The sequence below is a fragment of the Chitinophaga sp. 180180018-3 genome, from assembly GCF_037893185.1.
Lineage (GTDB): Bacteria > Bacteroidota > Bacteroidia > Chitinophagales > Chitinophagaceae > Chitinophaga.
Window position 1 is genome coordinate 5,219,440 of the sequence record NZ_CP140772.1, and the last position, 26,464, is coordinate 5,245,903.

Sequence of the window (26,464 nt, forward strand, 5' to 3'; positions counted from 1 at the left end):
AATGCAGGCAGGCAGCTTTCACTAAGCTGTCCTGCCTGTTTTTGTATGCTATTTTTTCTTTATCTGCCTTATTGCATCAACCAAACTTACAATACTTTCATCTACCAGGTGCTTTTCTTCCGGAAATTGAAACACACGAATATAGCGGGCTCTTTCCGGATCATATATAAGACCGTGGTTAGATGGCATCAATTTTAATATCCCCTGAATTGGGTCATTCACCGGAGAGAGATATCCCTGTCGCTCGAATAAGCTTACTTCCAATGCATTTGCATTAGGTAAGACAGTTACATCAACAGTAAAATTGAAATTTTCGGCTATCATACAATCCTGCAAAACCGTAGCCAGGGCGTCAGATTTGTTGTAAACCCATATTTGGGGAAATACATCTGTTGCAAACTGATATTCTCCCTCCATTTTATGTGCAAGAAATAATGGGAAATCATCAAGCATCTGCCTCATCGCCTGGGCCGTTTTGAAATGCTGATTATTTTCCGTAATAATATCGTAAAAATTAGAAAGGGTTAAATTGTCCATAGTATGCTTGTTCAGTATCTGTAACAAATGTCCGTATTGTCTTATTGTGCTAAGAAGGTCAATATCCGTTATACCAGCCATTGAGGGCAATATCCAATGATGATAGAGGTCCGGCCAGTTAACACGATACGCCGACAAGTAAATGATCGTCTTAAAAACCTTCTCATACTCATTAAGTGTCCAACCCGGACTTGACAGTGGTTTCTTTCTGCCATCGAGCGTCAGGTACACCGTGCCAAGTACCTCGAAGCCCATATTATCGAAATAGTTGTAGTACTTCAATAGTTGCTTTGGCTGATCTACTGCGCCGTTTATTTTGTTCTCAATGATGATAGCCTGCTTGTTATTCGTATCTACAAGTGAAATATCAACCCATCCCCTTTCTTTATAAATCTCAACTTTCGCATCTTCTTTAAAGGTGCAGTTTACGCGTTGTTGCGCAAGCACTGTCAAAAAGTTTTTAAGCAAAAGCGGATCTTGAAGCAGATGATGCAAAATAGCTGTATGAAGATTTTCCTTGTGGTACTGATCTGAAATAAGTAAAAAAATATTCGGCCGCGAGGCAACTGGTGCATTCTTGCGCAGGATGTAGTTCTCGCCAATCCCGGATAACTTATCCAGGAGATGGAGTGTATTGTTCATATGTTATTACTAATAATAGTAAATATATATTTTTTAACCTGTTAAATTTATAATGAAATAAAAACCTCTATGGATGATAAGTTATAATCGTGAAATTGGAAGTAATTCTCTTCCCATTATCCACTCAGTAAGTCTCCGCCTCTCTCGGTATATAGTACTGAAAAATTGTCCGTTCCCTATAATCAACAAATCCCTCTGTTGCGTGTGTAGTCAGATCTACGCACTCAATAAAGCAATCTTTCTTCCGTAGTATATTCCGTACATTTTTTTCTGCTTTTCGTATTCCCTTGCCAATGCAGGCGAATCCATATACCATAACATAGAAATTGTTATCTGTACTCTTAAATAACTCGGTATTAAAATAACCCAGGTTCTTTAGTGTATCTCTCAGCGCCTTTGCATATTCAGTAATCATTTCCGATTTATATACTTTTATAGCATAGTAATCGGTGCTGTCATTATTGATAATCTTAACTCTTCTGGCTATATTGACTATTACCGGATTATCCGGATACTCCTCCTGTACTTTGAGTTTTCTACTTAGCAGATCATATTCCGACTTTCGTACCCAATCGTCGTCCAGTTTTGAATTCAATGTATAGGCCCCTATTTCCACTAAATCATGATTCTTCAGCAACATTTCATAATGCCAGCCCACTACTATACTGGTTAAGGTAACCGTGGTGATGGCTATACTTATCAAATACGCAAATGGATGCCTCTCAATGCTTTCCTTTATAGTCATAAGTTTTTTCTTTTATTCCATTAGATTTAAAAATGGGTACTTCTCTACGAAAATGATATTAGCAATACCACTTTACGTAAGCAATCAATCTGTTATTGGAAAATGGGTTACCGGGGAAAAGGTCAACACCGAATATTCGGTTTATTATGCCGCGTTCTAACCAAATATCTAATTTGATCGCACGAATATTTGCGATTATCGCTGTGATACTTCTAGCTGTTATTTCTAAAAGTATTTAAAAAGATGTTCGCTCATTTTCAAAAATGTAGATTTACAATCTCATATATTCTTTTAATTTTAAATTGTGAAAAAATTCTATTTTATTCCTTTAATAGTATTCAGATACATCATCCAGTATCTATATAATAGGAACCAAATAATCTAAAAGGTACCTACGCTTATTATGAATATTTTAAAATTGATATGATAACATTATTTCTTCCCTTATAATACACTAGCGCAATCAATTGGTACTATTCTATTTAAAAGGAGCCGATGCAAGAAGATGAATTAAAAAGGCCGACAGATATCCGGAAATAATGCCTTAAATTCCTAATATGCACCATCATCCACGGTCTCTAAAATCTTATTATGATGAAACTGAATGAACGGATCAGCAATGCCCGAAAAGAAAAGGGACTTACCCAGGAAGAACTGGCCGACCTGGCCAACGTGACTACGCGTACCATTCAGCGGATTGAATACGGCGAAAGCATTCCGAGGAGCTATACTTTGAAGGCAATCGCAAGGGCATTAGATCTGACTTATGAAGAGCTGGTTACTGCCAAAGCAACGCAGCAGCCGGAAGATATAGCACAGCAGCCGGAAGAAGCAGCACATTTTATAAAGATGCTGAATTTATCTTGTTTCTCTTACCTGGTGATTCCCTGGATACATTTTCTAATCCCCATCTATTTACTAAAAAAACAGCGGAACATAGGTGGCGATGCACTTACCATCAGCAGGAAAATAATCAGGCAGCAGATGTATTGGGTGGCCGCCTTACAATTGCTCATGCTCCTTACATTTGCTTATAACTACATCCAGGTGACGGGCAACGGTCACTATATCGCACACTATTTATGGCCTTTTTTATTCATGTATTTGCTGAATGCGGGATTGATTCTATACAACAACCAGCTTATTCAAACGCAATTAAAACTCATTGATCCTCAATCATTGTCGTGTAATTGACGTGGAAATGTCGTTTCCGGGGCGCATTTACCGGTTTACTTTTGTGGCAACAAAACAAATCAGATGCACCCATTTATTTCGTTCACGTTAAGGAGAACAGCTATATTGATCATCTCTTTATTTCATGTTGGTTATTTTTGTCAGGCGCAGGATTCCCCCGCTAATCAATTGGTACTTCCGGAAGGGAGAGTTCCGTTTACCTGGATGAATTATAAAGATAACCCATATAGCGCCATGCTCATACCGGTGAGGCTAAAAGGCTGCCCTAAGGTATTTTATATGCAATTCGATACCGGCTCCCCTTATTCCCTGCTGTATCGCAATAAGCTGAAAGCAATTCAAAAACGGTATGCGCAATCGGTACAAGTATCAGATACCACCGGAAAATTACAGCAGTTCAGGTTCAATATTGGAAACATAGCCATACTGGCTAAGGAAATTGCTGTACAACAATTCGATAGCGTTAATGTGAACTGGAGCAAAGATGCGGTAGAGATCATCGGTACGCTGGGGACGGATCTCATTGATAATAAGGTGGCCTTCATTAACTATCCTGAAAAGTATATGCTGATCACCAATCATAAGAAGCAAGAGGACACGGTAGCATGGTCAGGATTTATATATGAACACCGAAGAATACTTCTGCCCTTCTCCATCAGGGGGGAGAAAAAAATTGTTTATTTTGATACCGGTTCAAGTGCCTTTGAATTATTGACAGACAAAGCAACCGCTATGCTACTGGCCTCTCCTGATGCCATACCAGGTAGCCAGGAAGTACAGTCCTGGGGAAGATTGCTTAAAGCTACCAGCGTTCAAACAGCCGATAGTATAGAAATAGCATCCCAAAAGCTTCCTTTACGTACTGTTACTTATATGGAGGGAGTAACTGATGCTCAAATAAACGCTATGAAAAAAATGGGCATTGGTGGCATGACAGGGAACAGGCTTTTTGTGAATAATATACTGGTGATTGATACACGGAATAAAAAATTTTGTGTAATGAGATAGTGTCTTCACTATGACTCAGTTTCTATGACGAAAGCCGTTAATTCGGCCATCTTACCATCGCGAAACCGCCAGACATCACAGTAGGTGTAATGAACCTTTACGCCGTTTTCATTTTTCATACTGATTTTACCAAGTGCTGTAACAAAATCGCCTTCAGCGATTAAGTTTTCGACTATGAATGCCGGAGGTTCCGCGTATGCCGTTGTCATGTATTGCCGAACGGCTTCCTTGCCTTGTAGTATTCTATCACCTACGAATGTCCATACTACATCGTCAGTGCAGAAAGACAGAAATCCTTCGTTATTCCCTTCGGTGATAGCTGCATTAGCTTTTTCGAGTATAGCTTTATTATTCGGATTCATATGTAGCAAGTCAGGAGCAAGCCCGCACGATGACGGGCTTGTATTGATCTATAAAGTAACAACTTTTCCAGTACGCACAGACTCATCGCAGGCAAAGGCGATGCGCAGGCTATCAACCGCATCCTGCATATGATCTGTCAGATTGATGTTTTCGCGGATGGCTTTCAGGAAATAACGCTGTTCACGATTGCACAGTTCCTGGTGGTCTGGCTCATCCTCCATATTGATCCAGATATCTTCTTTCGCAAATTCCGCTTTATCATTTAACGCAGCATGATGTAGCCGGAGCGATTCCGTTTTCGTATGTGCTTCTATGTTATCAGACTTGCCGGCGGCACCGGATTCTTTAGCCACAATGGACACACAGCCTTGCGGACCGATGACATCTTTTACAAAGAAGGCGGTTTCACTGATCATAGGTCCCCATCCTGCTTCGTACCAGCCCACCGAGCCGTCTTCGAAGCGAATCTGCAGCTGGCCATAGTTATAGTTATCCGCAGGAATATCGTTAGATAACCGGGCGCCAATAGCACTTACCTGCACCGGTTTAGATCGGGTCATCTGGCACATCACATCAATGTAATGCACGCCACAATCTACAATAGGGCTCAGGCTTTGCAACAGGTTACGATGTACCCCCCATTTGCTGCCGGAGCTTTGCTGGTTGAGATTCATTCGCATTACCAGCGGTTTTCCCAGCTGATGGGCAATTTCCACGAAACGTTCCCAGGACGGATGATGCCGCAGGATATATCCTACCACGAGTTTTTTGCCGGCTTTATGTGCCGCAGCAGCTACCCGTTCAGCACCCGCTACCGAGTCTGCCAGTGGCTTCTCGATAAATACATGACAACCGCTTTCCAGTGCTTTAATGGCGTAACTTTCATGCGTATCGGGGTAAGTGGAGATACATACGGCATCCGGCTTAGTGGCAGCCAGTGCTTCTTCATAGTTACTGTAGAGCGGGTAGCCGCCGCCCAGCTTATCATTTAATACCTGCTTGCTGGAACCGGTAGATACAATACCACATATGTCAAAGCCATCCAAGGTATGGTAAGCTACCGCATGGGAGGTGCCCATATTGCCACAGCCCACTACCAGTACCCGCAAAGGTTGTACGTTCTCTGCCATGAGTAAATTTGCTGTTTAGTTTTTCATCAATCCTGGTAAGATACAGTGAAAACGTTAAACGATACTCTTTTTATTTCAGCTGCTGCTGTATTTCAATATACTCAAGGCGCAAACCCAATTCTCTATTTCTCCTGTAATAAAGAGGGAGGATAGTTTAATCAGGATTTTGGGTTCTCCTGCAGATACACTTTTAGCCCACATGGCTGCTGGTACTGTAGATCAAAGCATGGTATATGGTCACCAATGCAGCAATTATGAATACAATATAAAAAGCAGCTTATGAAAAATATGTAATATTGCAGGTATGGAATTACCCATAGTACAATATAGACGGCACCGCCTCGCTTATTCTGTAGCGGCGGTCTTAGGTTTCCTTGCCGCGGCCCAGGGCTATTACTGGTTAGCAAGTGGAAGTGTTGCTTCGTTCTTTGGCTGGGTGTTTTCGATTGTTGGCCTGATTGCATTCTGCGGTTGTTGCTGGATTGCTATTCGAAATTCCCTGGTGCTGGAACTGAATCACGAAGGTATCATGTACAAAAAAGATACTTATGACTGGAATACCTTGCGCAGTTATGCCATAAGGAAGGAGATCGGTGAAAGCAGTTTGTTCGTTTATCTCATATTGTACTTTAACAATAACAGAGATCCATTAGAAATCCAATTAGATTGGCTGAACAATAGCGAGTCTGTGCCAGAACAAATGGAAAGTTACGCGAAATTTTTCCACATCAGGTTCGACGGGGTAGTAACGAAGAAAGTATGAATCGACTTATCCCCCGGGGCTTCCTGGCCTCGCTCTATGATCCCATTTCTAAAAAAGATCGATAAACCTGAACGATGGTATTCGTAATCTCCGCTGAAACAGATGATCTAAAAGGTTAAGCTAGCAATTTTATCAGGTCACGGCAGACCTATTCACCGCAAATCCAATTCAAAATAGAAAGCTATGTGGTCGCACCTTTATTGGTATTACGAGATACGAGGGAACGAAATTTATAGCCAAAAACTACCAACTAATGATGTACTTAACGTTCTGGAGAATACAGGGAAGTTACAACGTATAGACAATCAGCAATTCTGTAACACAGAAAATTTTCCATGGAAAATTACTGTAGTCCACCAAAATAAAATTAAGCAGTCTCTAAACGTAATCTTTATAGTATAAAAAGCAAGACCCGCGCTACATGCAGGTTTTGTCAAACTCCAGTGGCCTCGCTGAGAAAACTGTGTTAAGGGCTTTGCTCTTCCGCCTTTTACACAGCCTATTCGTTATTCAGGCTTGTTTAAGAAAGGTTTCAGCAGATCTATTGGCACTGGGAAAATCGTAGTGGAATTTTTCTCTGTCGCGATTTCCCTAAGTGTTTGCAGATAACGTAACGTGAGCGCACTGGGTTGTTCGCTCAATACTTTTGCTGCGTCGGCAAGACGCTGGGAAGCCTGGAATTCACCTTCGGCAGCTATGATCTTGGAACGGCGTTCTCTTTCTGCTTCCGCCTGCTTGGCCATGGCTCGCTGCATCTCCTGCGGGAGATCTATCTGCTTTACTTCTACAGTAGAAACTTTTACCCCCCATGGCTCTGTGTGTTTGTCAATGATCTGCTGCAATTTAATGTTAATCTTTTCTCTTTGTGAAAGCAGATCATCCAGGTCTGATTGCCCCAGAACACTACGCAGCGTAGTTTGCGAAAGCTGAGAGGTGGCTATCAGGTGATTTTCCACCTGTATAACGGCCTTGCCGGGTTCGACTACCCGGAAGTACACCACCGCATTTACCTTGACGGATACGTTATCCTGAGTGATAATATCCTGGGAAGGTACATCCATGACTACCGTACGCAGGCTTATCTTCACCATTTTATCAATGATGGGGATGAGCAGTATTAATCCCGGCCCACGTACACCATCAGGAGCCACCAGTCGTCCCAGGCGGAATACAACGCCACGCTCATATTCCCGCAGGATGCGGATGGCATTTGCAAGCAGGATGACGGCAAAAAAGATAATGACGATCATCCAGGCGGAATAATATGGTATCATAGCATTTACTGTTTTATATCATGTAATTAAGTGTCCAACAATTAATTTGAAGTGCTTCACTGCGATAATCCGTATCTTTTCTCCTTTTCCTATCTGCCCCTCGACAGATTCTGCCTGCCATATTTCTCCATGTACCATGATATTCCCTGATGGATTCAGTATATCCAGCACTTCACCGGTTTCACCTACCATTGTTTCAATACCAGTAGCCGGCTTTGCCCGCTGGGCCCTCAGTCCGGCGCCTATGATAAACAGAAAGAAAAGTGTGGTAACCGTTACCGCAGCAATGATCACACTAAGTGATATCTTTACGGATTCCAATGCAGAATCTGAATGAATCAGCATGAGAGAACCCAGCAGCAGAGAAACAATACCACCAATTGTCAACATACCATGACTAATGATCTTTATCTCCAGCACAAAAAGTACAATGGCGAATATGATCAGCGCCAGCCCGGCGTAGTTGACAGGAAGGGCCTGCATGGAGTAGAAAGCGACCACCAGCGATATTATGCCTACAATGCCGGGTAGTATCGCGCCCGGATTATACAGCTCGAACAGTATGCCGTAGAAGCCCAGCAATAACAATATGTAGATAATATTAGGATCGGTAAGCATCGACAATATTTCTTCTGTCACGCTCATCTGCAGCGTTTCTGTTTGCGCAAATTTTGTATGTAATACCTTAATGCCTGCTGATGTATTTACGCTTTTGCCATCGATACGGTTTAACAATTCCTGCTGATTGGCCGCCACGAGGTCTATCACTTTTTTTTCCAATGCTTCATTTTCTGTAATGGAAAGGCTCTTTCGGACTGATTGCTCCGCCCATTCCAGATTCCGGCTCCGTTGGCTGGCTATGGATCGAATGAAAGCCGCAGCATCATTCGTCACTTTTTCACTCATCACCGTATCCATGCTCTGCAAGCCCACCGGATGCGCCGCCCCGATATTGGTGCCGGGTGCCATCGCTGCTATATGTGCCGCCATGGTCACAAAAACGCCTGCAGAGCCGGCATGTGCGCCTCCAGGGGCAACATATACCACAATGGGTAGTGGGGCTTCCAGCAAATCATGTACAATGTTGCGGGTAGATTGCAGTAATCCACCGGGGGTGTTAAGGTAAATAATCAGACAAATGGCCTTTTCAGCACTGGCCTTGTTAATACTGTGATGAATAAAATCTGCGGATACAGGATTGATGCTTCCATCAATCCTTATAATAAATACCTTTTGTGCTATAAGTATCGATGGGATCAGGAAAAGCAAGGCCAAAAATGTAATAACCCGCTTCATAAAGTAAGGTATAACATCAATGATATTACTTATGTAAGTTACGTAATTTCAGGCTCATTTCCCCGAAATTTCCAATTTATGTCGCTGCAGTTTTTTCGGGAAGAGGTCAATTTTCGTTTTTTTTTCCTAATATCGCAAGGACATAAGAAATCAATCCTATTATTTTGGCTATGATTACCTAAATTGATATTCAAAAAATCAGTCCGCTTAATAAATATAAGCAGGAAACTTCCCTAAAATCCACAGACAAAGTTTTTTTACATTCTTTTGGAATCATTCAGACCCAATTAATATATCCCAAACATCTAAATGAAATAAATATAAATGAATATATTTAAGCTTGGTACTAGATGGGGAAAAGGTAACCCTGACTTTTATGACTTAATTAAGGAATTAAGCATTTCGCTAAGTCATAAAAATGATTGTTCTCCTCAAAAGGGTGATGTTATTCTGATAGCAAAAGGATTTAAAGTATTTGCAATAACTATACTTAAAGAAAATACCCATCCAGTTATCAATCGTTCCGATCTGGAACTTCTTTTCGGTCGATATCAAATAGACTTTGACGAATTAACAACATTTGCAGATTCTCAATGGCTTGAATTAAATGAAACAGATCGATTCGATTATCAAACTCAAGATGGTATTTGTCAAGTTCAAAAACCTGAAATAATCACTCTTACAAAACAACTATTGAAAAAGTATATGGATGCAGAGGCGTTAAATGAAATAATTAAGGTTCTGGAATATAAAAAACAAATCATCCTGCAGGGTCCTCCCGGAACCGGCAAAACAAAACTGGCCAAAGAAATTGCTAAAAAATTAATCAGTATTAATAGTTCGAGAATTTTAACAAGGGAGGATATAGTTAGATTATGTAGTGATCAAACAACAATCACAACAGCAAAAACCAGCCTTAATTTCAAGATCCTGGGCATAAGCGAAAAAGGGGTTCGCGTAGAGAACTCAGAAGGCACAGAACATTCGGCACCTTTTAACGAGATAGTCAAAATGTTTCAAAATAAGGCCTGGGAAAAAGAAGGGGTGATCACTAATGGAACAGATTCATATTCTGCAGCTATTGCAAAGTTTATAGATAGCAGACAACACACATTTTTGTCGAAAAATGATTCCGAATATTGCAAGATTATACAATTTCATCCCAGTTACAGTTATGAGGATTTTGTAAGAGGAATTGTTGCTGAGTCTAAAGGGGAAAAAATAGAATATAACAGTATCAACAAAATATTGGGGCATTTCGCAGAGCAGGCTCTAAGAAATCATAATTTGAGTAACGCTGATAATTCCGGAGCTTCCATAGACAGTTGGGTCGCGCAAAACTTCGAAGAATTTAAAAATGAAATTGAAGTAGGCCTCCAGGAAACAGAATTAAAGCTTTCGGCGAATATTACCATTTTCGAGGTGGCTGATAAGTCTTTCAAATATGGCAAAAATTGGAAGAACCCGTCACATTTAAATTTCAGCCAATTAAAGGGACTGATCAAGGCTATTGTTAGTGGTGAATACCAACTTTCAGACTTACAAATAGACAAAACCAGATTCGCACATGCATTCTACCGGGAAACTTATTATAAACCTTTGTTGGAATTATTTTTCAAGAACCACAACTACACAAATAAACCTATTTCCGTAGTTCCCAGAAACTATGTGCTTCTTATCGACGAAATTAATCGTGCCGACTTATCCTCTGCTTTAGGCGAACTGATTTATGCTTTGGAATATCGCGGGGAAGCCGTAGAAAGCATGTATGAGGTAGATGGAGAAAAACAACTGATACTCCCTCCCAATCTCTACATTATTGGTACCATGAATACCGCCGACCGAAGTGTTGGACATATCAATTATGCTATTAGAAGGAGATTTGCTTTCGTGGATATTCTGCCCGAGCCCCTGAAGGAAGACGATGAAATTTACTTCAATACAGATGGGTTCGAAAAAGTAGCAAGGTTGTTTAATGATAATAATGTGAGTAGCGAATTTGACTCAAAAGATGTGCAGATTGGGCACAGCTATTTCATTATTAAAAAGAGAGGTGCGATATCACAAGTGGAAAGAGACAACATGTTCAAACTGAAAATGAATTATGAAGTTATTCCTATATTAAACGAATATGTCAAGGATGGTATACTTGTGGGTAAAATTGACGGTAAGGACGTCAGGCAGTACATTAATGAACTGAAATCAGCCCTATAATGAAGATACTGCTCACAGAACACGCATATGTCGAAATTTCTCGTTGTATTGACGAGGATCCAACAGATCCATTATTGATCAACGAAAACTTATTCACAGAGATAAAGGAAGAAAACATACGTCTTTTCAAACGAGAAAGAGGAGTAAACGTATATCCCTTTCTGCTAGAGCAAAAAAACGAGAATATTTTTCAACTTAAAGCAGACTACTACGTAGGAATAGACTGGCTGATAAAGGATAAAAAATTCATTCAGGTTGAGCCTAAAATCAACACAAAGATCACAGCGACATTTGAAGCCATTTCTAATGCCCCAGAGTCAGATGAACAACAAACCGAACCGAAACAATGGGCGCCCAACAAACTGCCCGATGTAGAATATGTGGAAGTAGACTATCTCAAAATGCTACTAGATATAATGTCTGCTGGTTTACCCAAGCAGTATACCGACAATCTTGTCTCAATAGACTGGTATTCTTCACAGATCCCTATTACACAAAAAGAAGACCACCTAACCCCCTTTATCGTAGTACAGTTTCTCCAGTTACTGAAAATAATTGTGCAGAAAGGTTTAAAAAAAACATATTATAAAGTGCGGAAAAATGTAACCAACAAAGTAAAAGGGAAAATCCTAGTTGGTGCACATATAAAAAAAAATGTCTTCAAAAATTACCTCACGCAAACCTATTGCGAGTATCAGGCATTTGGTCAAAACAATATCGAAAACAGATTCCTAAAAAAGGTACTTACTTTTGCGGAAAGCTATATCGAAAATAATATTTTATGCTTTGCAGGTAATATGAATGCTGTAAAAAACCTGATCAATTACTGCCGCCCGGCATTTGAGCATATTGACAATGATATCGACGGAGATCACATAAAACAGGTACGTTACAATCCTTTCTTTAAGGAATATAAAGAGGCTATTAATACTGGCAGACATATCTTGAAAAGATTTGCCTATAATATCACACAGACCTCAAGCGAATGTAAAACCACGCCCCCTTTTTGGATTGATATGCCACGATTATTTGAGCTCTACTTTTATATGCATATACTAAATGCAAATAGTGCAGATAAAAATCATATCCATTATCAATTCAGCACTCATGGAAATTCACTTGACCTATTAATTTCCAAACCAGGCTACCAAATGGTAATTGATATAAAATATAAATTACATTATCTACATGGACAAGTACACCAGGATATTCGCCAGGTTGCTGGATATGCAAGGCTAAAGAAAGTGCGGAGACAATTAGATTTGGAGGACGATCAAAATATTGATTGCCTTATTATCTATCCGGATATAAAGGCATCAGCAAGTTTTGATTACTCATTATCTCAGCTTCAAAATAAAATGCGGTTGAATCCCGTTGCTGCATACTACAAAGTGTACAAACTAGGTTTCTCTCTGCCAACTATATAATAAGAGTGCCTTTTGACAGCTGGAAATCTATTACCTTATACTAGCCCTTCTTTGATTTTCAATCCAACGAATCCACGTTGATAGGTTGTAATATTTAGTGCAAGCCTAATGAATTAATAGTTCGCTAAAGATAATAGATAACATCCACGCAATCCCTACAATCCCCCCACAACCAAATCAAATGCCGTAAAAAACTGGTAAATCCTCTTCTCCACCTCCACCCTCGACTGCACCTGATACTCCACATCAAAAAACAATGGTTCAAGATAGTACTTACGAATATCAATAATCGGCTGAAAGTTAATTCCCAGACAGGAAATATCTTTTCTAACCTGCTCCTGTACAGAGAATTCAAGCTGCCTGTTAGGTACAAACACATGATGCACCCGCTCATATTCCAGATAAACCCGCGGGTTATAATCCGGCATATCCGGCTTTAGCAAACCTGAAGGAACATTCGCCCTTTTCAATTTAACATTGATATCTGCATCAATAACAAAGAAATTATCCCAACTCCATCCGTATTGTTCTTTTAAAGTTGCATCGTAGTGGTCCAGCTGACCTGCAAACTGAAATTTCGGGAACACGCCGTTAGTCCAGTTCTCTGGATCAAATCTGGCAGGCTCCTGTAATAGCCGCTCAGAATAGGCACACAGCCCCGCTTGTACCCACATCAAATTTGCTACAATATCATAATAGTATTTCCCTTTAGAGGAATTGTAAATAGTATGCTTTTTATTTTTTGTCTTCAGGGTATCCAGCCACTTTTTATACTTTGTGGCTAGTATCAAACTTTTATCAATTTTTCGCATGTATTGATCATTCAGTTTTCCATGCCAGCTTTTGCGCCAACATCTTATAACGTGTAACTATTTCTTTTGCTTTTGGTGTTTTTAACTGTCCTTTTTCTTTTAATGTATCAATCTGGTTTTTCAACATGGTTAACTCAACAATAGCCTCTGTACGCATATCCGTACTTGTATCATCTAAATCAAATATCTTTTTAAGAATAAGGTCGTAATCCAAATAACGGGGATCCACAAAATAATTATCAACGTGATTCTCACCTTCATAATACAGATCACGATAGATATTCCAATTCTTATCAAATTTCAATTCCACTATCTCCCAGGGTTCAAAAGAAGATGCAATGATAGGTGAGTGTGTAGAAAAGAAAAACTGGCAATCGATAGTAAGACCTAAATAATAATCAATGATTGTCCTTTGAAGATCTGGATATAATGATCTTTCCGGTTCATCATATAGTATCTGGCATTTATTAGGTTGCAATAAATACAATGGCAGCGCTGATAACATCACCTGCTTAGTCCCTGTGCTTAATAAGCCGTTGGGCACCTCATTACCCGCAAAATCTTCTATTTTCAGAAATCCTATATCATCTTTTCCCTGAAAATCCAATTTCGTTTTAACACGCAGGCCAAAATTCTTTAACAGGGGATCAAGGCATTTATCTGCGATATTCTGCACAGGGCTTGGGGTTTCGTTACGCCACTTTTCAAGTTTTTTAACGGCTTTTTGAATTGCCTTAATATCTGTTGCCTTTTCAGCAATGTGAGAAATTTCCTGCCTGATCTTTATCTCTTCTTCCTGATATTTCTGAATTTCATTTAATATAATTGTCCATGTATTAGCCGCGGAATAAGAAGAAAAATCTATGTGCCTCCGGTCTTGTAAGTCTAATAAATCACCATGCTCTACCTCTAGTCTATAGTCTAAATCAGCCGGGAAATATATGGTCGCTGGTTTTACTGACCCGCTATAAATCCCCCATTGGGGTAAAACGTTCTTAAATTCAACTTCTGCACCATTTTGGTAAATCTTGCTCCAATAGTTGGAAACTTTTTCTCCCCCCTGCTCAGTCTCATCTTTGTCGAAATTAATCTTCTTGGAGCTAACAAAATCTTCAAATTCAAAATCGAGAGATACTTGCTTTATTTGGTCCATTAATCCAATCTCACTATACGAATAAGACTTGTAGGAAATCACAGATATCAACTTCAACAAAGTCGTCTTTCCCGTTCCACTCTGCCCTATGAAACAAACCTTATCCAAAGCCCGCCCTGCCTTCGGATGTCCTGCAGGGTAAGTAAGGTCTAAATGGAAATCTTTAAAATGATGCAGATCAGGAATTGTAATGCCTCTTACTTTCATTACATCGGATTTATTCGGGAATTTAAATAAGATTACGTAAGATAAAATTACTTTAGTTATCTGTGGTCAAACAATATAGCGATTTTTGTCCAGCTTTAAATGAAGAAGGCCTGCACTTGTTGTGCAGGCCTTCTTCATTTTCCTGTGATCCCGCTGGGACTCGAACCCAGGGCCCATACATTAAAAGTGTATTGCTCTACCAACTGAGCTACGGAATCAATCACCGTTTTTGTTTAACGGAGTGCAAAGATATGAAAATCCCCTTCCCTACCAAATTTTTCTCAAAACTTTTTTTCTCACTTCCCCGTAAACTCAAGCTTGTACCGTATTACAGGGTCATCCTTCTCCTCCGCACTGAATATATGCAGTATATAATACTTCCCATTCACCCAGTCATTTACACTGTTGTCATAAAACGGACTTCCCGGATTTCCACTCTGCCCACCCGGATATATACCATACGCTTCCGTTTTATCAGACAACTGCACCACCATGCGCCACGACGGCCCATGCGTTGCTTTCGTCGCATTCACAATATGCTGCCCGCCTCCGGTGTACAAATGCTGCGCACTAAACGCCGGTATCCCCCGCGATAAATGATTGATATCCGTTCCACGCGCCTTGCCCAACTCCAGCTTCCCCGCTTTATTCAACTCCGCCATCTCCAGCACGGTAGTAGCAAATGCACCCTGCACCAATCCTGATAAATTCTCCTTCTGAGGCGTGTTAATGTTGTCAATAAAATGAAACGATGTATCACGCAATAACAACTCCAATGTGGTGATCGCCTGCGGATACGCTAACACAGAACTATCGCTCGGATGCAGCTCATCCCGCCAGATTGTATCTTCCAAATGCCCCCATAAAGCATTGAAAATAGTTGCTGCCTTGCTATCCGGCGTAGCCATAAAATCCCACGAGGAGAGCAGCTGCCAGTACGGTTGCTGCTGCGCCGTGAGCGAAGCTGTATCTAAATGTTTCCTGATCATCGGCAACGCCGCCGCTGCAAATAAATTCCTGGTATCCTTCTGCAACAGCTGCATATCAACCGGCGTAATAGCGCTCATCGCGGCGAGGCGCTCGTTGATCCGCGCACCACGGTACAGATCATACTGCCCATACAGCGCATACGGATACGTGCTATCGGTAGCGCGCTGATTCGCGGAGCTCACGAAACCGCGCGCCGGGTTCTTAATATGCGGCACCTCCTCATGCGGGATATACCCCTGCCAGGCGAAGCTGCTGTCACTGCCCGGCATAATCCATTTGCCCTGGTTTTTCCAGCGGAGCGGATACTGTCCGTTATGCCAGATGGCAATATCGCCCTGTTTATCGGCGAATACGAAGTTCTGCGCGGGGCAGGTGAATAAAGTAATCGCACTCACGTAGTCGTCGTAATTACGGGCTTTATTAAGGCGATTAAACGTGGCCAGTTCATTGGAAGGATCATGTGCTTTCCAGCGCATTGCCAGAAACGTTTGTCCCGCGGTTTTATCAGGGAACGTGTTATCAAACATCACAGGGCCGAATACGGTGTAGGCAACGGTGTCGTGCACGGTAACGCCGCCACGCACTTTGATATCTTCCACGCGGAGGTCTGCTTTGCGATAACTGCCGTTGAACAAATATTCAGCGAGGCCGTTACGAAACTGCATCCGGTAATAATCTTTCACATCTTCTTCGCCGTTGGTAACGCCCCAGGCAATGTGATCGTTGAAACCGATGATCACACCGGGTGCGCCGGGCAAAGAAGCGCCGTATACATTCATATCAGGCGTATGAATCTGTACTTCATACCACAGCGAGGGGAGCGACAAACTCAGGTGCGGATCGCTGCACAGAATCGGTGCGCCCGACCGGGTTTTACTGCCTGCTACAGCCCAGTTGTTACTGCCATTGGCCGGATCTGGTTTATCCATTCTGAATTTCATGAAGGCGGCATCAGCTGCTACAATGCTGTCCGCCGGCGCCACCGTTTTTTCAGAGGCTGCCGGATAGGCCGTTCCTCGCGGGATGATAGGATCTGTAGCAGGGTGATAATCCGGGTACATCATATCGAAATCGGTCATGGAAAATAGCCTGCGGGCATTGGTAAATTCCAGGTCGTTGCAGAATCCTGCAAGGTCGTAAGCCATGTATTTGAGCAGCAGAGCCGATTTGATGATATCCCAGTGCTCAGGGGCGTAGTCGAGTATTTTGTATTCCACCGGGTAAGTTGCCGGCGTAAGTGTGGATATATACGCATTCACTCCGGCTGCATAGGAGGTCACAGCGGTTTTGGTAACCGGGTCGGCCAGCATCTCCTTCACAGCATTTTCTGCGGCCGATACCATGCCCATACGGCGTTGGCGCCGGTCGTACTGAATCAGCTTAGGCCCCAGGATCTCCGACAGCCGCCCTCCTGCTGCATAGGTTTGCAACTCCATTTGCCAGAGGCGGTCGCGGGCCGTAATATACCCCTGCACATAGAACGCATCTGCTTCGTTATCGGCGAAGATATGCGGCACCATGCGGTCGTCGTACCATACTTCTGTTTTTCCGGAAAGCCCCGGCAATACGAAATGTTCACGCGGGAATTCCCCGATGGGCTCTGCGTTGCGCCAGAAGCCCGTCTGTGGACTCAATAACTTTCCCAGGGGCGGGATCTGCCCCATCTTGGTGTTAAGCACATAGGTGAGCGATAAGGTAATTGCTGCTGTAATGGCTGCCGGAATGATTCTCATAGTGCAAATTCAGATGTACTATGAAAATACACCAAATTTGTATTACGACCCTAATACTTTTAGAAGACGGTTTACTTCATCGGCTGTATTATAGCTATGTAACACAATGCGAAGGCGTTCTGCCCCTTTCGGTACCGTCGGATGCAGAATGGGCCTTACATCCAGCCCTGCTGCCTGCAGCTGTGCGGCTACTTTCCGGGCATGCTCATTTCCTCTCGTAAGCAGCGCCTGTATGGGTGTATTGCCTGGCAGCAACTCTGCTCCCGGCAGTCCTTCCCGCAGCTGCGAAATGAGGTCAGCTAAATGTTGCCGCGCATTTTGCATGTACGGGAATGCGGCATATCCTGCTTCTATCGCTGCCAGTGAGGCCGGAGGAAGTGCTGTTGTATAGATAAAAGATCGGGAGAAGTTAATAAGATATTCTTTCAGCTCACCGGAACCCAATACCACTGCACCGTGGCAGCCTACTGCTTTCCCGAAGGTATGCACCCGCGCAAAGCACGCTGCCGCTAATCCCAGCTCCTGCACCAGTCCCTCGCCTCTTTCCCCGACAACTCCGGTTGCGTGTGCTTCGTCTACAATCAGGTGCGCGCCATACTGCGCACAAAGTTGCGCAATTGCCGCCAGTGGCGCCAGATCCCCGTCCATCGAGTACACCGATTCCACCGCCACGAAAATATTCCCCGCCGCATTCCGCAGCTTCTTTTCAAGATCTTCCGGATCGTTGTGCAGAAAGGAAAACGACTGCGCCATCGATAACCGCACGCCATCCCTGACAGACGCATGTATCAGCTGATCGTAGATGATCGTATCTCCTCTCCTGCCAATGCAGGAAAACAGCCCCAGGTTAGCGTCGTAGCCGGAGTTATACAACAGCCCTGCAGCTGCGTCGTGAAACAATGCCAGGTCTTTTTCTACCGACATCATCCACTCATAATTCCCTGCCAGCAGCCGCGATCCGGTGCTCCCATGCGCCGGATGCCGCTCCTCCATCAGTGTACGGATGGTGGTACGCACGTCCGCACTCCGGGCCAGTCCCAGGTAATCGTTGGAGCAAAAATCCACCAGCCCGCTGGTAAGCCGCAGCTCGCGGTACAACTGCTGTTCCTTGCGCTCCTCCAGCAGTTTCGTCAGAAAAGAAGTACTCATAGTTCTGCTTTTGCGACGCACAATTTAAACTTTGCCTTTATCTTCGCAAAAAAGCCGCAAGGCCAGCTATTATTTTCATTATGAGCAAAGTATCTATTCTCGGATTAAAACTGCCTACAGATCCGCGCTGGGTGAACCTGGCAGCTATTTCTTTACACGATATTCTTACCGATCACGCCTATTGCGAACAAAAAGCAGCCTCCTCTGCTATTTCGCTGATTCAGCGTTATCCCTCCAGAATAAAGCTCGTGGAAGAACTGGCGCCCATCGTTACGGAGGAATGGGGGCATTTCCGGCAGGTACTGGCTGAAATGAAAAAACGCGGTCTTTCCCTGGGTAAGCAACGAAAAGATGATTACGTGAATGCGCTGATGGAGCGCCGCTCCAAAGGAGGCCATCCCGATGATGCTTTTTTAGATGCACTGCTCATCTTTGCCCTCATAGAAGCCCGCAGCGCCGAGCGTTTCCGCCTGCTGAGTGAAGGACTGGAAGATGAATACCTGCGCGAATTTTATCGCAAATTCATGATATCAGAGGCCGGCCATTACCGGCTCTTTATAGATCTGGCCAACGAATATTTCCCCGAAGAAAAAGTACGTACCCGCTGGCAGGAATGGCTTAAAATGGAAGCCGACATCCTGAAAAATATCGAAGTGCGGGGCGATCGTATGCACTGATCAGAAGCTAAAGCCCATGTTCACATAAAACTTTAGCTGACCGGATTGATCGCTGTACATCATAGTAGCTTCCAATGGCCCCAGCCGGGTGTTATAGCCCGCGCCCAGCCCGTAGCCACTGAGATATTTGTAGCGGTTACCGCCTGAAATTTCTCCATCGTATACAGCGCCGCCTATCCGTGGAATAGCGTAGAAGTTTTTGTAGAATTCATACTGCCAGGCTAACTGCACAGCGCCGATCCGGGGAGTAACTACCTCTCCTTCATACAAACCAATAAATGGCACCTGGTTACGCATGATATTAGTAACACCTCCTACAACAAAACCATTCACCATCGATTCGCTGTAGTTAAGGTTATAGCTGATATTACCATTCAGTTCCAGGGCCGATTTACGACCCACCGGAATATAGTATTTGGCATTCAGCACAAACCGCTCATAGTCGCCGAATTTTACGCCCATACTATCAAGGTCTAATTCTTCCCCATTGTTACGCACCTTAATACCGGGATGCTGGTTATAGATGTACCCCGATTCAAAATTGAGCAGCAAACCTTTGGTAGGATAGTTCTTCTGGTTAAGTGAGTTAACGCCATAGGTGATATAGGTATTCAGCTGGTTGGTACTGCCACGCACTTCCAGGAAAGGCGAAAACTGCGGTTTAAATTTAATATACTCCCAGCGGGTACCTCCTCCTATCGCCATATCCTTGCCGAACATATACTGCACATCCATATTCACGTTGAAGTACTTATTGCGATAGGGCTGCAGCTTGTCAAAATTATCATCGTAGATAGTGAGACTGTTATTTTCGTAGTAAGTACTCAGCCCGAATCCAAATGTTCTGCTACGCCCCAGGTATTTAAAGTATTCCGCTTCCAGCCGCGGATTTTCACTGATAGCCGCTCTCACAAAGGAACGGGAATTGGGCACAATGAAATTACGCTGCGTGAGGTTGATGATGGCATTGGCGCCGGTAAACGTATTATAGTTGAGTGCCACCTTCACATAGGTCAGCGGGTTTTCTTCTACCTGTATTTCCATTCTGCTTCTGCCATACCCTTCCGGAGCAAGGTTATAGGTAATGAGCTTGAAGAAGCGGGTACCGTATACTTTCAGGATAGCCGCTCTTAGCTGTGCCTGTGAATAACATTCATTTGGTTTGAGATGTAAACGCTGCAGGAAAAACTTCTTATCTACATGTACCAGCCCGCTTACTTCAATACTACTCAGCTCCACGTCGGTCGCAAATGGCAGCCGGTCGGCCACAAACGGATGCTCCGGATACAATGCATTTAACGAATCGGCCAGGTGTTTGAATACCGGGTACATTTCCTGTCCCTTTTTCCGGCCGATTTCAATAATGGAATCCACACTCCCGAAACTGGCTGCAGAATAGTTTTCCAGCTCGTTTTTCATCGGCACATAAATATCCGTTTGCTTAATAGCCTTGTTAAAATCTTCTGCATCTTTATAAAATCCCAGCTGGTAAAGGATATCAAAAGGCGTTTGCAAATGCTCCGCTTTGCGCAATCCTCCGGAAACATTGGAACCGATCACGATGTCTGCGCCCATTTCTTTGGCAGTGATCACCGGGAAATTGCGTACCACACCGCCATCCACCAGTTTACGGTTACCTATTTTTACTGCGGTGAAGATAGATGGGATGGCCATACTGGCACGGATACTCGTCACTATTTCGCCGGTATCGAGTGTCACGATCTGCCCCGTAGCTACGTCGGTGGCTATACATTTAAAAGGAATATTGAAGTCCTGGAAATTTTTCACATCCTTCACCGGCCAGCAGAGCTTGGCCAGCTCCATCCACAGCGCTTCGCCGGAAATTACGCCGGATGCGAGTTTAGGCTTACCATATTCAAATGGTATCTCAATAATATACCTGTTATACTCTTTCTTTTCTTCATAGGAAATGGCGGTAAGCACCGGCTGATTGGTAAAGAGGCTGTTCCACCCGAGCTTACGGGCCTCTGCTTCAATCATTTTACCGGAGTACCCCATGGCATACAACGAACCTACGATACTGCCCATGCTGGTACCTGTCAGCAAATCAATCTTCAAACCTGCACTGTCTATTGCTTCCAGTATGCCGATGTGCGCAAGCCCCCTTGCCCCGCCACCACTTAAAGTGAGCGCAACCCTGGGCCTTCCGTTGACGGTACGTTGTGCCGACACGATTTGATTGCCCGCAAAAAAAACTAGCAACAGTACGCTGATTATCCGGTTAAATTGAGCTATTGATCCCTGCTTCATTGTAATTGATTGGCCCCTATTAAAGATAATGCTTTATAAGATTCAGTGGCATAGCATGGCTTTTTTTTACGGCCGGCTTGCACCCATTGTAAATATTTATTATCTTATTCCCTGCTTAAAACCAAAGGCTACTACTCCACAAATATGAAAAACACGCTTACTTCTCCTTCGAAAAACATCTGGCAGGTTATCCTGGCATCGTCTGCCGGAACATTGATAGAATGGTACGATTTCTACATCTTTGGCTCTTTGTCTGCTATCATTGCCGAAAAGTTCTTTCCACCCAGCAACCCGCAGCTGGCCTACATTGCCACGCTGGCTACCTTTGCGGTGGGCTTCATTGTTCGCCCGTTCGGCGCCATCGTATTCGGCCGACTCGGCGATCTGACCGGCCGTAAATATACCTTCCTGCTTACCCTGCTGATCATGGGCGGCTCTACTTTCGCCATCGGCCTGATTCCCAGCTACCACAGCATCGGGGTGCTGGCGCCCATGCTGGTACTGTTACTCCGGCTCCTGCAGGGCCTGGCGCTCGGCGGTGAATATGGCGGTGCAGCTACCTATGTGGCGGAACATTCGCCGGATAACCGCAGAGGTTATTATACCAGCTTTATCCAAACTACGGCTACCCTGGGCCTGTTTGTATCGCTGGGCGTAATCCTGCTCACCCGTAGCCTCATGACCCCAGCCGATTTCAACAACTTCGGCTGGCGTATTCCTTTCCTCTTATCGGTGCTGCTGGTGATCATGTCATATTACATACGTATACGCCTGCAGGAATCGCCCATGTTCGTGCAAATGAAAAAGGAAGGAAAAACCTCCACCAATCCCATCAAAGAAAGCTTTGCCAATAAAGAAAACCTGAAACTGGTACTGATTGCGTTGTTCGGCGCGGCCATGGGCCAGGGCGTGATCTGGTATACCGGGCAGTTTTATGCACTGTCGTTTCTCCAGAAAACCATGAACATCGAGTTCGTACAATCGAACATCATCATCGCAGTGGCACTGCTGCTGGGCACACCGTTCTTTATTTATTTCGGCTCTCTATCCGACCGTATCGGCCGCAAAAAAATCATGCTCACCGGTATGCTACTCGCCGCCCTGGCCTATTATCCTATCTATAAAGCGATGGATACCATCGGCGATATCAAACAAAAAACGGAACAAAAAGAACTGTACAAAATAGAAAGCAACACGTCAAAAAACGATGCCGGCCTGCTGGTTACTGAAACCACCCGCGTATACAGCTACACCGATGGCAGCACCCTGAAAGCTACTGATAATAAGAAAGAACTCACCGTTAGCTCGCTGAACGCCGCATGGCTGGTGTTGCTCATCTTTGTACAGGTTCTCTTCGTAACAATGGTTTATGCACCCATTGCGGCTTTCCTGGTGGAGCTGTTCCCCACGCGCATACGGTACACTTCCATGTCGCTGCCTTATCATATCGGTAATGGTGTTTTCGGGGGCTTGCTGCCCACCATATCCACCATACTGGTTACCAATACGGGCAATCACCTGGCCGGACTTATCTACCCGATCGGTATTGCGCTGATCTGTTTTGTAGTAGGTTTGTTTACGTTGAAAGACAGGAAAACAATTTTGCCTTAGGCAAACACCTTCAGCAGATCCTGCAGATCCACTTCGGGATGTTGGCTAATCAACTGCTGCACTTTTCCCGCATAGGTATGCAGGAACTGCTGATGCTGCTGACTTTCCGGGCTAAACGGGCGATGCCCCGCGGCCCGGTTCAGTTCTGCTATCTGGTGAAGCAACTCCTGGCTGGCCGGACTGATACAGGCTTTCACCACCTGTTCCCATACGTAGTTAATGGCTAACTCGTTCGGATGTACGAGATCTTCCTTATAAAAGCGGTAATCACGCAGATCATCTATCACCAGTTCATAAGCAGGGAAATAATACAGGCGGTTAAATTTATTAACAAGATGATGAACCGCCTGCAGCAGTATTGCTTTGCTGAGATTATTTTCCACTACTCCATCGCGGATGTAACGGACCGGACTAACGGTGAAGAGTATATTAATTTTTTTGTTCCGGAAGAATAACCGGTGAAGCGTGTTATCGAGTGCGGTCACCACCTCATCTACCGTGAGCAGGCGCTTGTAGAAATTACCGCCCGGTACCTTGTGACAGTTGCCCACCATCCGGTTGTTTTCTTTCAGCACATAGGCATGCGCCGATCCGAGGGTGAGTATCAGCCAGTCGGCCTGTTCAATGGCCTGGGTAGCAGCTGTTTGCTGTTGTGTAATATTCTCCAGCGCGGCTTCCGGCGTCAGCGCCGAAAACCGGCTATGATGATCCCAGCTGTTCCAGCTATCGTTGTGCTGGAAAAGATCTTCTTTTGTATAGATTTTTCCGTCAAGGTAACTGTTCAGTGCTTTGGTGATGCTCAGCGGGTTATAGAGGATACCATGAGGATTGATGAGGGTATTGAAGCGATGTTCCCTTAACTTACCACCGATCTCTTCTGCGAAGCAGGAGCCCATCAGCAGCAGCTGCTGGCCATACTTCATATCGGCCTGCAATGGTGTAACCGGGAAACTCAAATGAAACTGCATGTATATTACTTGATCTATATAAAAACGGAATTAGCCAGTTGCTGCGCTCCGCGCAGGGCCGGCATGTTGAGGGAAAGCGGCTCACGGTGCTCTTCACAAAAGGCAATCAGGTTTTCTGTGGCGAGGTTCCCTACCAGCTCATCTTCCGCCATCGGGCAACCGCCGATGCCGCGGATGGAGCTGTCGAAACGCGTGCAGCCATGCTCGTAGGCAGCCAGCACTTTTTCTTTCCAGTTATTCGGCCCAGCGTGCAGATGCGCACCTATTTCCACGCCGGGGTAAGCCGGCACGAGGTGACTAAACAGCTGCTTCACCGTTTCCGGCGCAGCCAGGCCCACCGTGTCAGCCAGGGAAATGATCCCTATCTCCAGCTTCACCATCTCTTCTACCCATCTCAATACAATTTCCGGACTGTAAGGATCTCCATAAGGATTACCAAATCCCATGGAGATGTATACCACCAGCTCTTTCCGGTTTTTGATACACAGCTCCTGGATGGTATTTACCTGCTCCAGCGATTCTGCGATGGTTTTATTGGTATTTCTTAACTGAAAAGTTTCGGAAACAGAAAAAGGATATCCGAGATAGCTGATTTCATCAAATGCCACTGCATCTTCAGCCCCCCGCACATTGGCCACAATGGCCAGCAGCTTGCTCGACGAGCCGGTCAGCTGCAGGCGGGGCAGTACCTCCCGGGTGTCCGCCATTTGGGGAATGAATTTGGGAGATACAAAACTGCCAAAGTCGATGGTATCAAAACCGACCCTGAGTAATGCATTCAGGTACGCTACCTTTTCATCTGTACTAATCATCCGGTGCCATCCCTGCATGGCATCGCGCGGGCATTCGACTAATTTTAGCATAACAGATCCTTTTTCGCCTGGGCCCGGAGGCCCGGTGTATTAAACCGTTCTCTGTTTCAGCGCCTCATACAGGATGATACCCGCTGCCACAGATACATTGAATGATTCGAAATTACCTGCCATAGGAATACGGAACAATATGTCGGAAGCCTTGAGCAGCGATGGATACACGCCTTTATCTTCCGAGCCCATGATCACTGCCACCGGTTCTTTCAGATCACAGTCGTACAGCTTTAACTCCGTTTCCATCTCGCTGGCCATCACCTTAATACCGTTCAGGTGCAGGGTATCAATCGCCTTATTCAGGCTGTTTACCCGGCAGATGGCTATTTTCTCCAACGCTCCGGCGGATGATTTCATGGCCTCTTCGTTCAGCGCTGCAATCCCTTTATCCGGTATAATAATCGCCTGCGCCCCGCAACAAACGGCACTTCTGGCAATAGCGCCTATATTGCGTACATCCGTAATGCCGTCCAGTACCAGGAACAATGGCACCTCTCCTTTTTCGGTCACATGGGAAATCACATCCTGCAAATCCAGGTAGGTCACGTTCCCCGCAATAGCTACCACGCCCTGGTGATTGGCCTGGGTCAGCGCATTCAGCTTTTCCGCCGGCACATAGTTAACGGGGATATTACCCGCCTGCGCCAGCTCCCGGATCTGCGGAATGATATCGCCGGTAGCGGTACGCAGCATATAAATGCGCTCGATGGACTTGCCGGTATTCAGCGCCTCCAGTAACGGCTGGCGGCCAATGATCATACTGGACTGCTTCGGCCGTTGCACCGCATATTTACGGGGGCCTTTCTGCCCCTCTCTTCTTTCTCCTTTGAAAGCGTTGTGTTTTCTTTCCATTACGGCAAAGGTAAGAAACAGCTACTAGCTTCCGGCCGTTAGCTGCCTTATTTTCACTTTCTGAATAGCTGCTACTGATAAAGAATCCCGGATTTCGAAGGTATCCACCATGCGGCAGGCTTCTTCGAAAGGCACCTTTTTTACAATGAGTTCTTCTGTTTCTTCCGGCTCGGCCTCCCGTTGTTCAAGGCCGGTAGCGAGGTAAATGATGCATTCTTCATCTGATACGGAATTGGAAATATCCATTTTCACAATCACTTCCCAGTGCCTGGCAACCAGCCCGGTTTCTTCCAGTAATTCTCTCTGGGCAGCATCCAGCGGGGCTTCGTGAAGCGGGCCACCTCCCTCAGGGATTTCCCAGCTGTAACGGTTCAGCGGGAAACGGTACTGCCCTACGAGATAGATATTGTTATCATCATCGAGTGCCACTATGCCGATGGCGACGTTCTTGAAATGTACAACGCCGTATATACCGGGCGTTCCGGCAGGCGTCAATACATCATGGTGCCAGATGCTGATCCAGTTATTGTCATATTTTATCTCCCTGGACTTGATGGTCCAGGGATTCCTTGTTGTGTCCAT

General features: G+C 44.4%; 22 protein-coding genes and 1 tRNA gene. 7 read left to right on the forward strand and 16 right to left on the reverse strand.

The window, feature by feature from the left end; genetic code table 11:
- Positions 1 to 48: 48 nt before the first annotated feature.
- On the reverse strand, positions 49 to 1,179 hold the full coding sequence (locus tag UNH61_RS20235) for a PD-(D/E)XK nuclease family protein (protein ID WP_326993813.1): 1,131 nt from the start codon (positions 1,177 to 1,179) through the stop codon (positions 49 to 51).
- 124 nt (positions 1,180 to 1,303) lie between these two features.
- A complete protein-coding gene (locus tag UNH61_RS20240) occupies positions 1,304 to 1,924 on the reverse strand; it encodes a hypothetical protein (RefSeq protein WP_326993814.1) in 621 nt (206 codons plus the stop codon).
- A gap of 591 nt (positions 1,925 to 2,515) precedes the next feature.
- Between UNH61_RS20240 and UNH61_RS20245 the strand changes: the two genes are divergently transcribed.
- Together UNH61_RS20245 and UNH61_RS20250 are read left to right on the forward strand one after the other, a co-directional pair.
- A complete protein-coding gene (locus UNH61_RS20245; protein WP_326993815.1) occupies positions 2,516 to 3,118 on the forward strand; it encodes a helix-turn-helix transcriptional regulator in 603 nt (200 codons plus the stop codon).
- 63 nt (positions 3,119 to 3,181) lie between these two features.
- Entirely contained in the window at positions 3,182 to 4,126 is a 945-nt protein-coding gene (locus tag UNH61_RS20250) for a hypothetical protein (protein WP_326993816.1), read from the forward strand.
- An 8-nt stretch (positions 4,127 to 4,134) separates the two neighbouring features.
- Here UNH61_RS20250 and UNH61_RS20255 read toward each other — a convergent pair whose 3' ends face one another.
- Positions 4,135 to 4,488: a nuclear transport factor 2 family protein gene (locus tag UNH61_RS20255; protein WP_326993817.1), complete on the reverse strand. Its 354-nt coding sequence runs from the start codon at positions 4,486 to 4,488 to the stop codon at positions 4,135 to 4,137.
- Positions 4,489 to 4,536: 48 nt separating this feature from the next.
- Positions 4,537 to 5,619, reverse strand: a complete 1,083-nt coding sequence (locus UNH61_RS20260) for a Gfo/Idh/MocA family oxidoreductase (protein ID WP_326993818.1) — start codon at positions 5,617 to 5,619, stop codon at positions 4,537 to 4,539.
- A gap of 304 nt (positions 5,620 to 5,923) precedes the next feature.
- Here UNH61_RS20260 and UNH61_RS20265 point away from each other — a divergent pair, with 304 nt between their 5' ends.
- A complete protein-coding gene (locus tag UNH61_RS20265; protein ID WP_326993819.1) occupies positions 5,924 to 6,382 on the forward strand; it encodes a hypothetical protein in 459 nt (152 codons plus the stop codon).
- Positions 6,383 to 6,888: 506 nt separating this feature from the next.
- Here UNH61_RS20265 and UNH61_RS20270 read toward each other — a convergent pair.
- Both UNH61_RS20270 and UNH61_RS20275 read right to left on the reverse strand, forming a co-directional pair.
- Positions 6,889 to 7,656, reverse strand: coding sequence for a slipin family protein (locus UNH61_RS20270; protein WP_326993820.1), 768 nt, complete (start codon positions 7,654 to 7,656; stop codon positions 6,889 to 6,891).
- A gap of 18 nt (positions 7,657 to 7,674) precedes the next feature.
- Positions 7,675 to 8,952, reverse strand: coding sequence for a nodulation protein NfeD (locus UNH61_RS20275; protein WP_326993821.1), 1,278 nt, complete (start codon positions 8,950 to 8,952; stop codon positions 7,675 to 7,677).
- Positions 8,953 to 9,276: 324 nt separating this feature from the next.
- Here UNH61_RS20275 and UNH61_RS20280 point away from each other — a divergent pair, with 324 nt between their 5' ends.
- Entirely contained in the window at positions 9,277 to 11,166 is a 1,890-nt protein-coding gene (locus UNH61_RS20280; protein WP_326993822.1) for an AAA family ATPase, read from the forward strand.
- Complete coding sequence (locus UNH61_RS20285; protein ID WP_326993823.1) at positions 11,166 to 12,593, forward strand: hypothetical protein; 1,428 nt, start codon at positions 11,166 to 11,168, stop codon at positions 12,591 to 12,593. Before UNH61_RS20280 ends, UNH61_RS20285 begins: the two co-directional genes overlap by 1 nt.
- Before the next feature lie 155 nt (positions 12,594 to 12,748).
- Here the strand turns inward: UNH61_RS20285 and UNH61_RS20290 are convergent, their stop codons facing one another.
- The 5 genes from UNH61_RS20290 to UNH61_RS20310 all read right to left on the reverse strand — a co-directional run bounded on the left by UNH61_RS20290 (position 12,749) and on the right by UNH61_RS20310 (position 18,637).
- Positions 12,749 to 13,384, reverse strand: coding sequence for a hypothetical protein (locus UNH61_RS20290; protein WP_326993824.1), 636 nt, complete (start codon positions 13,382 to 13,384; stop codon positions 12,749 to 12,751).
- A 28-nt stretch (positions 13,385 to 13,412) separates the two neighbouring features.
- Positions 13,413 to 14,765, reverse strand: a complete 1,353-nt coding sequence (locus UNH61_RS20295) for an AAA family ATPase (protein WP_326993825.1) — start codon at positions 14,763 to 14,765, stop codon at positions 13,413 to 13,415.
- A gap of 145 nt (positions 14,766 to 14,910) precedes the next feature.
- Positions 14,911 to 14,983 (reverse strand) — tRNA-Lys (locus UNH61_RS20300).
- Positions 14,984 to 15,061: 78 nt separating this feature from the next.
- Positions 15,062 to 17,488: a penicillin acylase family protein gene (locus tag UNH61_RS20305; RefSeq protein ID WP_326993826.1), complete on the reverse strand. Its 2,427-nt coding sequence runs from the start codon at positions 17,486 to 17,488 to the stop codon at positions 15,062 to 15,064.
- A 42-nt stretch (positions 17,489 to 17,530) separates the two neighbouring features.
- The gene (locus UNH61_RS20310; protein WP_326993827.1) at positions 17,531 to 18,637 is read right to left on the reverse strand and encodes an 8-amino-7-oxononanoate synthase; all 1,107 of its coding nucleotides are present in this window, start codon (positions 18,635 to 18,637) and stop codon (positions 17,531 to 17,533) included.
- Positions 18,638 to 18,717: 80 nt separating this feature from the next.
- Between UNH61_RS20310 and UNH61_RS20315 the strand changes: the two genes are divergently transcribed.
- Positions 18,718 to 19,314 carry a tRNA-(ms[2]io[6]A)-hydroxylase gene (locus tag UNH61_RS20315; RefSeq protein WP_326993828.1) on the forward strand — a complete coding sequence of 199 codons (597 nt, stop codon included), beginning with the start codon at positions 18,718 to 18,720 and terminating at the stop codon, positions 19,312 to 19,314.
- Here UNH61_RS20315 and UNH61_RS20320 read toward each other — a convergent pair whose 3' ends face one another.
- Positions 19,315 to 21,507, reverse strand: coding sequence for a patatin-like phospholipase family protein (locus UNH61_RS20320; protein ID WP_339070278.1), 2,193 nt, complete (start codon positions 21,505 to 21,507; stop codon positions 19,315 to 19,317).
- 222 nt (positions 21,508 to 21,729) lie between these two features.
- Here UNH61_RS20320 and UNH61_RS20325 point away from each other — a divergent pair, with 222 nt between their 5' ends.
- A complete protein-coding gene (locus UNH61_RS20325; RefSeq protein WP_326993830.1) occupies positions 21,730 to 23,196 on the forward strand; it encodes an MFS transporter in 1,467 nt (488 codons plus the stop codon).
- On the opposite strand, the gene UNH61_RS20330 is transcribed toward UNH61_RS20325, so the two are convergent.
- The 4 genes from UNH61_RS20330 to UNH61_RS20345 are packed head-to-tail and all read right to left on the reverse strand — an operon-like array spanning position 23,193 to position 26,464.
- Positions 23,193 to 24,164 carry a GSCFA domain-containing protein gene (locus UNH61_RS20330; RefSeq protein WP_326993831.1) on the reverse strand — a complete coding sequence of 324 codons (972 nt, stop codon included), beginning with the start codon at positions 24,162 to 24,164 and terminating at the stop codon, positions 23,193 to 23,195. The two genes, UNH61_RS20325 and UNH61_RS20330, sit on opposite strands and share 4 nt — an antisense overlap.
- A gap of 14 nt (positions 24,165 to 24,178) precedes the next feature.
- Complete coding sequence (locus UNH61_RS20335) at positions 24,179 to 25,027, reverse strand: hydroxymethylglutaryl-CoA lyase (RefSeq protein ID WP_326993832.1); 849 nt, start codon at positions 25,025 to 25,027, stop codon at positions 24,179 to 24,181.
- Between the two features lie 39 nt (positions 25,028 to 25,066).
- Positions 25,067 to 25,882, reverse strand: coding sequence for a 23S rRNA (guanosine(2251)-2'-O)-methyltransferase RlmB (gene rlmB, locus UNH61_RS20340; RefSeq protein ID WP_326993833.1), 816 nt, complete (start codon positions 25,880 to 25,882; stop codon positions 25,067 to 25,069).
- 24 nt (positions 25,883 to 25,906) lie between these two features.
- Positions 25,907 to 26,464: an NUDIX hydrolase gene (locus tag UNH61_RS20345; protein ID WP_326993834.1), complete on the reverse strand. Its 558-nt coding sequence runs from the start codon at positions 26,462 to 26,464 to the stop codon at positions 25,907 to 25,909.

What these genes read in the sequence shown, in the direction of transcription:
- UNH61_RS20235 (WP_326993813.1), bottom strand. Translation starts at nt 1,179, where the DNA reads ATGAACAATACACTCCATCTCCTGGATAAGTTATCCGGGATTGGCGAG.
- UNH61_RS20240 (WP_326993814.1), bottom strand. Translation starts at nt 1,924, where the DNA reads ATGACTATAAAGGAAAGCATTGAGAGGCATCCATTTGCGTATTTGATA.
- UNH61_RS20245 (WP_326993815.1), top strand. Translation starts at nt 2,516, where the DNA reads ATGATGAAACTGAATGAACGGATCAGCAATGCCCGAAAAGAAAAGGGA.
- UNH61_RS20250 (WP_326993816.1), top strand. Translation starts at nt 3,182, where the DNA reads ATGCACCCATTTATTTCGTTCACGTTAAGGAGAACAGCTATATTGATC.
- UNH61_RS20255 (WP_326993817.1), bottom strand. Translation starts at nt 4,488, where the DNA reads ATGAATCCGAATAATAAAGCTATACTCGAAAAAGCTAATGCAGCTATC.
- UNH61_RS20260 (WP_326993818.1), bottom strand. Translation starts at nt 5,619, where the DNA reads ATGGCAGAGAACGTACAACCTTTGCGGGTACTGGTAGTGGGCTGTGGC.
- UNH61_RS20265 (WP_326993819.1), top strand. Translation starts at nt 5,924, where the DNA reads ATGGAATTACCCATAGTACAATATAGACGGCACCGCCTCGCTTATTCT.
- UNH61_RS20270 (WP_326993820.1), bottom strand. Translation starts at nt 7,656, where the DNA reads ATGATACCATATTATTCCGCCTGGATGATCGTCATTATCTTTTTTGCC.
- UNH61_RS20275 (WP_326993821.1), bottom strand. Translation starts at nt 8,952, where the DNA reads ATGAAGCGGGTTATTACATTTTTGGCCTTGCTTTTCCTGATCCCATCG.
- UNH61_RS20280 (WP_326993822.1), top strand. Translation starts at nt 9,277, where the DNA reads ATGAATATATTTAAGCTTGGTACTAGATGGGGAAAAGGTAACCCTGAC.
- UNH61_RS20285 (WP_326993823.1), top strand. Translation starts at nt 11,166, where the DNA reads ATGAAGATACTGCTCACAGAACACGCATATGTCGAAATTTCTCGTTGT.
- UNH61_RS20295 (WP_326993825.1), bottom strand. Translation starts at nt 14,765, where the DNA reads ATGAAAGTAAGAGGCATTACAATTCCTGATCTGCATCATTTTAAAGAT.
- UNH61_RS20305 (WP_326993826.1), bottom strand. Translation starts at nt 17,488, where the DNA reads ATGAGAATCATTCCGGCAGCCATTACAGCAGCAATTACCTTATCGCTC.
- UNH61_RS20310 (WP_326993827.1), bottom strand. Translation starts at nt 18,637, where the DNA reads ATGAGTACTTCTTTTCTGACGAAACTGCTGGAGGAGCGCAAGGAACAG.
- UNH61_RS20315 (WP_326993828.1), top strand. Translation starts at nt 18,718, where the DNA reads ATGAGCAAAGTATCTATTCTCGGATTAAAACTGCCTACAGATCCGCGC.
- UNH61_RS20325 (WP_326993830.1), top strand. Translation starts at nt 21,730, where the DNA reads ATGAAAAACACGCTTACTTCTCCTTCGAAAAACATCTGGCAGGTTATC.
- UNH61_RS20330 (WP_326993831.1), bottom strand. Translation starts at nt 24,164, where the DNA reads ATGCAGTTTCATTTGAGTTTCCCGGTTACACCATTGCAGGCCGATATG.
- UNH61_RS20335 (WP_326993832.1), bottom strand. Translation starts at nt 25,027, where the DNA reads ATGCTAAAATTAGTCGAATGCCCGCGCGATGCCATGCAGGGATGGCAC.
- rlmB (WP_326993833.1), bottom strand. Translation starts at nt 25,882, where the DNA reads ATGGAAAGAAAACACAACGCTTTCAAAGGAGAAAGAAGAGAGGGGCAG.
- UNH61_RS20345 (WP_326993834.1), bottom strand. Translation starts at nt 26,464, where the DNA reads ATGGACACAACAAGGAATCCCTGGACCATCAAGTCCAGGGAGATAAAA.